Source organism: Actinacidiphila acididurans (assembly GCF_016918855.1).
GTDB lineage: Bacteria > Actinomycetota > Actinomycetes > Streptomycetales > Streptomycetaceae > Actinacidiphila > Actinacidiphila acididurans.
Map to the genome: position 1 here is coordinate 536,070 of NZ_JADKYB010000003.1, position 7,187 is coordinate 543,256.

Sequence of the window (7,187 nt, forward strand, 5' to 3'; positions counted from 1 at the left end):
CCGTCGGTCAGGCGCCGGCGCCGCCGTCCACCGGCACGATCGCTCCGGTCACCATCGAGGCCCGGTCGCTGAGCAGCCACGCGGCCACCTCGGCGACCTCGTGGGGCTCGGCCATCCGGCCGAGCGGGATGCTCGCGTTGATCCGGTCGATGACGCCCGGGGACGCCGCCTCCCAGGCGTCGATCATTTCCGTCGCGGTGCCGCCGGGGGTGATGCCGTTCACCCGGACACCCTGCGGCCCCCAGGTCACGGCGGCGGTCTCGGTGATGCTGTTGAGCGCGCGCTTCATCGCGCCGTACGCGGGCAGAGCGGGGTTCGCGCGGCGGCTGCCGATGCTCGAGGTGTTGACGATCGCCCCACCACTGCCACGGCGCATGAGCGCGGCCTCGGCCGTCATCGCGGTCCAGTGCGCGCGGAAGTTCACCGCGAACTGCTGCTCGATGTCCTCCTCGCTGGTCGTGTCGAGCGGGCCGGGGTGCTGGATCGCCGCGGCGTTGTTGAACGCGCCGTCGAGCCGTCCGTGCAGCTCCTCGACGCGGTCGATCGCCGCGCCGATGCTCGCGCGGTCGGCGAGGTCGACCGTCACGGCGTCCGCGACGCCGCCTTCGGCGCGGATCTCGGTGACGATCCGCTGGAGGGCGTCGGTGCTGCGGGCGGCGAGCACGACGGCGGCGCCCTCGCGGGCGAAGAGCCGGGCGGCGGCCGCCCCTATGCCCCGGCTGGCGCCGGTGATGAACACGACCTTGCCGGTGAGCAGGCCGATGGGTGCGATGTCGATGTTGTTCGTCATGGCGCCAGTGTCGGATCGGCGTGCGGACCGGATGCAGGCACAGGCAGTACCAGGATCCGCCGCCGGGCGGCAGGCAGACTTGAGGTATGGACAAGCAGGAGTTCGGGGCGTTCCTCCGCAGCCGTCGCGAGCGGCTGCGGCCGCAGGACGTAGGCCTTCCCTCGGGCTCGCGGCGCCGGACACCGGGTCTGCGCCGCGAGGAGGTGGCGGTCCTCGCGCACATTTCCACCGAGTACTACGTCCGGCTGGAGCAGGCCAGGGCGCCGCGGCCCTCCGGCGAGGTCCTCGCCGGGATCGCGGGCGCGCTGCGGCTCACGGACGCCGAGTCCGACCACCTCCACCTCCTCGCGGGCACCGCGCCGAGCCGCACCGGACGGCACCGGCGCGACGTCCGCCCGAGCATCCTCACGCTCCTCGAGCGGCTGCCGCAGACGGCCGCATTCGTCATATCCGCCACGTTCGAAGTGCTCGCCTGGAACGACCTCGCGGCCGCGCTCATGGAGGACTTCGCCGATCGCGCCCCGCAGGACCGCAATCTCGCCCGCCGCGCGTTCCTCGGTCCGGCGCGCGAAGAGACGACGCTGTACGGGGTCTCCGACGCCGCGGAGTTCCGGCACCACGTCGTCATGGGACTGCGATCCACCCTCGCCCGCTACCCGTCCGACCCCGCGGTCACCGAACTCGTCGACGAACTCCGCGACGGCAGCCCCGAGTTCGCCCGGCTCTGGGAGCGGCACGACGTGCAGGCCCCGCCGATGCTCACGAAGACCTTCCACCATCCGGTGGTCGGGGACGTCACCGTCGACTGCGACTCGCTCGCGCTCACGGACCGCGACCAGCACCTCGTGCTCTACAGCGCGCCCGCGGGATCCCCTGCCGCCGAGGCGCTGGCGCTGCTGAACGTCCTCGGAACCGAGGCCGTCCACGCGAGCGGATCGCTCTGACGCGGCTCCCCGGGCCGTTCGGCCCACCCGGCCGGGACGGTGTGCCCATGCGGGGGAGTGGAAGACGGCGCAGGCTGGAGACGTGCGAAGGGTCCCGTCCGGGCCCGGGGGCCGTGCGCGGCACGCCGGGCGGGAGGGGCCGGCTGCCGAGCGAGGAAGAGGGTCCGATGAAAGCGCTCGTCTTCGAGGGACCGGGACGCGCCGTGTGGCGCGAGACACCCGATCCGGTCGTCCAGGACGCGACCGACGCCGTCGTCAGGGTGGAGGCCGTCACGATCTGCGGTACCGACCTGCACATCCTCAAGGGGGACGTGCCGGAGGTGCGCCCGGGCACCGTGCTGGGGCACGAGGCCGTGGGCGAGGTGGTGGCGACCGGCAGCGCGGTGCGCGGCGTACGGCCGGGGGACCGCGTCCTGGTGTCGTGCATCACCGGGTGCGGGCGGTGCCGATACTGCCGGGAGGGCGCGTACGGGCAGTGCCGCGAGGGCGGAGGGTGGATTCTCGGCCATCTCGTCGACGGCACGCAGGCGGAGTTCGTCCGGGTGCCCTACGCCGACAACGCGCTGCACCCGCTCCCGGCCACCGTGGACGCCACCGAAGCCGTACTGCTGGCCGATATCTTCCCCACCGCGTACGAGGTCGGCGTGCTCAACGGGCGGGTACGCCCGGGGGACACCGTCGCCGTGGTCGGCGCGGGGCCGGTCGGGCTGGCCGCCGTCGCCACCGCCCGGTTCTTCTCGCCGTCCCGGATCGTCGCCGTCGACCTCGCCCCCGCGCGGCTGGACGCGGCCAAACGCCTGGGCGCCGACGTCACCGCCACAGTGGCGGACAGCGAGACGCTGATCGCGGACCTCACCGGTGGACTCGGCGCCGACGTGGTGATCGAGGCCGTGGGCGCGCCCGAGAGCTTCGAACTGTGCACCCGCATGGTCCGCCCGGGCGGACACGTCGCCAACGTCGGCGTGCACGGCCGGCCCGCCACGCTGCACCTCGAGGACCTGTGGAGCCGGAACGTCACGATCCGCACCGGCCTGGTCGACACCTACTCCACGCCGACCCTGCTGCGCATGCTCATCGACGGCCGTCTCCCGGCGGCGCCGATGGTCACCCACACCTTCGAACTGGACGCGATGGAGCAGGCGTACGACGTCTTCGCCCGCGCCGCGGACACCGGCGCCCTCAAAGTGGTGCTCGGCGAACCGCGGCCCGAGGGCCCGACCGCGCACGCCGCCGAGGGGAGCTGATCCGCCGTGCCGAAGACAGCCGGACCGCGGGGCGACATCGGGCGCAGGCTGACCCACCGCCGCGAGGAACTCGGGCTCAGCCGCGAGCAGGTGGCCGAGCGGGCCGGTGTGGCCACCGCCTACCTGCAATACGTCGAGGAGCGGCCGTCGGCGAATCCGGGGCCGTCGTTCATGCTCCGGGTCGCCGAGGCACTGCAGACCACGGTGCCGCACCTGCGCGGCGGCGACGCGGACCTGCCGCCCGGCACCGGCGCGGCACCCACCCACCCCGTCTTCACCGAACTCCCCCCGCAGGAGTCCATGGCCCTGCTGTCCGGCCACGGCGTGGGCCGGATCGCGCTGACCACGGACGCGGGCCCGGCCATCCTGCCCGTCAACTACGACGTGATCGACGGGGACATCGTCCTGCGCACGGCGCCGGCCGACCCGGTCTCGCTCGCCGCCGGGCACGAGGTGGCCTTCGAGGTGGACCGGATCGACGAGGCGCTCAGCAGCGGCTGGAGCGTCCTGGTCGTCGGCCCCGCGGACGAGGTGACCGACGCCGGCGAGGTGCGGGGCCTGCGCGGCCGCGCGTACACCACTCCCTGGGTGGGGGGCGATCGCGAGATGTGGCTGCGGATCCGGCCGGTACGGGTCACCGGCCGCCGGATCACCGCCGGGTGAGACCCGGCCCGCCCCGGGGCCCTGCGACCGCGGCGCCGGGCAGAGGAAACGAGCACGAACGAGTCAACGAGGAGGCCGCACCATGAGGCACCGCACGGTCGGCGACCTGATGACGCACACGGTGGTCCGGGTCCGCCCGGACACGCCGTTCAAGACCATCGCCAAGCTCTTCGCCGAGCACGACATCACCGCCGTGCCCGTCGTGGACGACTCCGGCCGCCCGGTCGGCGTCGTCTCCGAGGCGGACCTGCTGCGCAGGGAGTCCAGCCAGCCGGACCCCGCCGGGCTGCTGGCCGTCCTGGACACACCGGGCGAGGAGTTGCCGCCCCCGGTGGCGACCACCGCGGGCGGGCTGATGACCGGCCCCGCGATCGTCGCCCACCCCGAATGGTCGGTGGTCGAGGCCGCGCGGGTCATGGACCGCGGCCACATCAAGCGCCTGCCCGTGGTGGACGAGACCGGCACGCTGGTCGGCATCGTCAGCCGGTCCGACCTGCTGCGGGTGTTCCTGCGCCGCGACTCCCTGATCCGCGAGGAGATCAGCGGCGACATCCTGGAACGGGCCATGGGCATCTCACCGGACGAGGTGAGCGTCCGCGTCGACGACGGCCGCGTGCTGCTGCACGGCACCGTGGACCGCCGCAGCCTCGTCGACGTCCTGGTCCGGCTGAGCGAGGCGGTCGACGGCGTCGTCGGGGTCAGCGCCGAACTCGGCTACCGCACCGACGAGGCGGTCGCCGTGGCGGGCCGGCAGGACCGTACCGGCCTGGGGTGAGCGGCCGTGGCCGCGCCGCAGCACGTCCTCGTCGCCTACGAGTCCAGGAACGGCGGCACGTCCGAGATCGCCGAGTGGATCGGCACCGCACTGCGCGAGGAGGGGCTGCCGGCCACCGTGCTGCCGGCGTCGACGATCGGCACCCTCCACCCCTTCACCGCCGTCGTCCTGGGCTCCGGGGTGTACGAGGGCCGCTGGCTGCGCGGCGCGGTCAGGTTCGCCCACCGCAACCGCCGTGACCTGCTCGAGCGCCCGGTCTGGCTGTTCAGCAGCGGCCCACTGGACCCGACCGTGGACGAGCGGGACGTGCCGCCGGTACCGAGCGCCCTGGGCGTCGCCGACGCGGTGGACGCCCGCGAGCACATGACGTTCGGCGGGCGCCTTGTGTCGGGTGCCCGCGGTCTGCTCGCCCGGCTGATCCTGCGTCGGGGAGGGGGCGGCGACTTCCGCGATCCCGACAGCGTGCGGGAATGGGCGCACGCCATCTCCCGCGAGCTGATGGCGGAGCCGACGCCGCGCTGAGGGCCGGCACCCCCGGAACGTATACACCCGGGCCCGTTGCTGCGCACCGACTCGAACTTCTGTGTTTTCTCTGAATGTTCGGGCGGTCTCCTACGTACAGGTGGTCACGCGCAACAATGACGTCGCGGGGTGACAGTGTTCACTGCTGTCACCTGGCCCCCACAACGGACAGGTATGACCGTAAGGGCCGAAACCCATCCGTTCCTTCCCCCCACATCGAAGGAGCTTCCATGTTCAAGCTCGGCGTGAAGCCGGAGGCAGTGACTCCGGCTGTCTTAGCCCTGTACCGCATGGTCATCGGGCTTCTCTTCGCCTGCCATGGCGCGTCCTCCGTCCTCGACGCCTTCGGCGGCACCCCCGGCGGCGGGCCCGCCGTCGGGCACTGGCCGTCCTGGTGGGCAGGGCTGATCCAGCTCGTCTGCGGCGCCCTGGTCTTCATCGGCATCGGCGACATCGGGACGCGCGTGGCGGCGGTCCTCAGCTCCGGTTCCATGGCGTACGCGTACTTCACCGTGCACCAGAAGCACGCGCTGTGGCCGATCGAGAACGGTGGCGAGCTCTCCGTCCTCTTCTGCTGGAGCTTCCTTCTGATAGCGCTCGTCGGCCCCGGCGCCTGGACCCTGACGAGCGCTTTCACCAGGAGTTCCGCGCCGGCGGCCGTTTCCGTCCCCGCGCAGGCGGCAGCTCCCGCGCCGGTCACCACCACAGAGTCGCCCTGACACCGTCGTCACGGGACTGACTCGATCCTGCCCGACCCCGCTCGGGCCGTGCTGGACCTGGTCCGACCTCCTTCGACCCGGTTCGGCCCGGCCCGCGGCCCCGGAGTCCGCGCTGTGCCCGCACAGCCGACCTCCGGGGCCGCACCACAGGCGTCATCCGGCCCGCCCCCGGCCGCCGTACCCCCCTCGCCGCCCCGGCCCGGCCCGCGCTCCTCGGCCGGGGGTGCCGCGCTGCTCATGGGCCGCTCTCCCGCCGATGCCGGAGGACTGTCTTCCTCCATTGGCACGGCGGCTCGGCACGCCGGGACGGGCCGTACGGGCGAACGGGTACGCGCCCGCATCCGTCACGCCACGGGCATCGGCGGGGACTTCTGTGAACGGGCCGTTACTTTTTGGACCGTCACTTCCCCGCCGCTGCGGGGAGCGGTCGGCCGCCGCCGGTCGGGCGGCGGCCGATGCTGTGCGAACCCGGGCTTCCCGGGCGCGGCGCTGTGCCTCAGATGCCGCTCTCGGATTCGGCCACCGCGATCGTGAAGCCGAGCGCCTCGGCGATGCGGCCGGCGGCTGCCATGACGCGCGCGGTGCCCACGACGGGCGCGACCGCGATCAGCACGTCCTGGACCTGTTCCGCCGACAGGCCGGCCCGTACGGCCGGATCGATGTGGGTGAGGTAGGAGACCGCGGGGGCGTCCATCGCCACCAGCGCGGCGATGCGCGTGAGGATGAGGGTGCGTTCGTCGAGGCCGCAGCGTTCGATCGAATCGACCGTCATGGCGGCGATGGTGTCGAGTACGGGGGTGTCCGACGCGGTTGCCATGTCCGGACCGCCTTCCAGCGAGGTACGGACCGGTACGCACCCCCGGCGGGCCCGTCCGCCCCGCGTGCCGGCTGCTTGCCCCTCCACGGTAAGGGCCGGTCCGGCTTCCGCGCATGCCGACCGGGCGCGGCGGACCGCCCCCTGACCTGCGGCAGCCCCGTACCGCGCGGACACAGCCGGTGACCGCCGCCCCAGCTTCCGGCCCCGGCGAGGGCCCGCGCACCCGGGCAACTCCGCGCCGACCAGCGCCCGTACGGCTGCCCGCCGGACCGCTCGGGCACCACGCGCACCGCCTTTACAAGAGAGCAGTGGTCCGTTAAGTTCGGCGGCCAAGCGGTCCGCCACCGCCCGCCCGGCCCTGACCAGGACGTGCGTCGTCCAGGGCACGGGCGCCCGGGGCGGAATCCGCTTGTCCGTGGTGCGCCGCGCGAGCCACCGGGCACCCACCCCCTTCCGGAAGGAAGCCGCCACGTGAAACGCCTGCGTCTCCATCTCGGTCTGGCCGCCGGTCTCACCGCCGTCATCGCCCTGACGCCCCCGTCCGTCACGGCCGGGGCGGCCGGGCGGGTGGGCGGGGCGAGGGTCGGCGGGACCGTGGTCGGGGGCGCCGACGTCGGCGGGGTGGTGGTGGGCGGTGGGGAGGTCGGCGGGGTCGGCTGGGGGATGTAGACGCCAGCGTCGATCGTGTGGTCGACCCCTCCCGGCTGCGCGGG

9 protein-coding genes are annotated in these 7,187 nt (G+C 73.6%); 7 read left to right on the top strand and 2 right to left on the bottom strand.

Features of this window, described 5'->3' with window-relative positions; all coding sequences use genetic code 11:
* Window positions 1-7: 7 nt before the first annotated feature.
* Window positions 8-790 carry an SDR family NAD(P)-dependent oxidoreductase gene (locus ITX44_RS07770; protein WP_205356270.1) on the bottom strand — a complete coding sequence of 261 codons (783 nt, stop codon included), beginning with the start codon at window positions 788-790 and terminating at the stop codon, window positions 8-10.
* Between the two features lie 86 nt (window positions 791-876).
* Between ITX44_RS07770 and ITX44_RS07775 the strand changes: the two genes are divergently transcribed.
* From ITX44_RS07775 to ITX44_RS07800, 6 genes are all read left to right on the top strand, one after another.
* On the top strand, window positions 877-1,734 hold the full coding sequence (locus ITX44_RS07775) for a helix-turn-helix transcriptional regulator (protein ID WP_205356271.1): 858 nt from the start codon (window positions 877-879) through the stop codon (window positions 1,732-1,734).
* 167 nt (window positions 1,735-1,901) lie between these two features.
* Entirely contained in the window at window positions 1,902-2,978 is a 1,077-nt protein-coding gene (locus tag ITX44_RS07780; RefSeq protein ID WP_205356272.1) for a zinc-dependent alcohol dehydrogenase family protein, read from the top strand.
* A gap of 6 nt (window positions 2,979-2,984) precedes the next feature.
* Window positions 2,985-3,641, top strand: a complete 657-nt coding sequence (locus ITX44_RS07785) for a helix-turn-helix domain-containing protein (protein WP_205356273.1) — start codon at window positions 2,985-2,987, stop codon at window positions 3,639-3,641.
* An 82-nt stretch (window positions 3,642-3,723) separates the two neighbouring features.
* On the top strand, window positions 3,724-4,416 hold the full coding sequence (locus tag ITX44_RS07790) for a CBS domain-containing protein (RefSeq protein WP_205356274.1): 693 nt from the start codon (window positions 3,724-3,726) through the stop codon (window positions 4,414-4,416).
* A gap of 6 nt (window positions 4,417-4,422) precedes the next feature.
* Entirely contained in the window at window positions 4,423-4,938 is a 516-nt protein-coding gene (locus tag ITX44_RS07795; protein ID WP_205356275.1) for a flavodoxin domain-containing protein, read from the top strand.
* A 230-nt stretch (window positions 4,939-5,168) separates the two neighbouring features.
* Window positions 5,169-5,657 carry a DoxX family protein gene (locus tag ITX44_RS07800; RefSeq protein ID WP_205356276.1) on the top strand — a complete coding sequence of 163 codons (489 nt, stop codon included), beginning with the start codon at window positions 5,169-5,171 and terminating at the stop codon, window positions 5,655-5,657.
* Window positions 5,658-6,153: 496 nt separating this feature from the next.
* On the opposite strand, the gene ITX44_RS07805 is transcribed toward ITX44_RS07800, so the two are convergent.
* Window positions 6,154-6,474, bottom strand: coding sequence for a carboxymuconolactone decarboxylase family protein (locus ITX44_RS07805; protein WP_205356277.1), 321 nt, complete (start codon window positions 6,472-6,474; stop codon window positions 6,154-6,156).
* 471 nt (window positions 6,475-6,945) lie between these two features.
* Between ITX44_RS07805 and ITX44_RS07810 the strand changes: the two genes are divergently transcribed.
* On the top strand, window positions 6,946-7,143 hold the full coding sequence (locus ITX44_RS07810; protein ID WP_205356278.1) for a hypothetical protein: 198 nt from the start codon (window positions 6,946-6,948) through the stop codon (window positions 7,141-7,143).
* Window positions 7,144-7,187 lie beyond the last annotated feature (44 nt).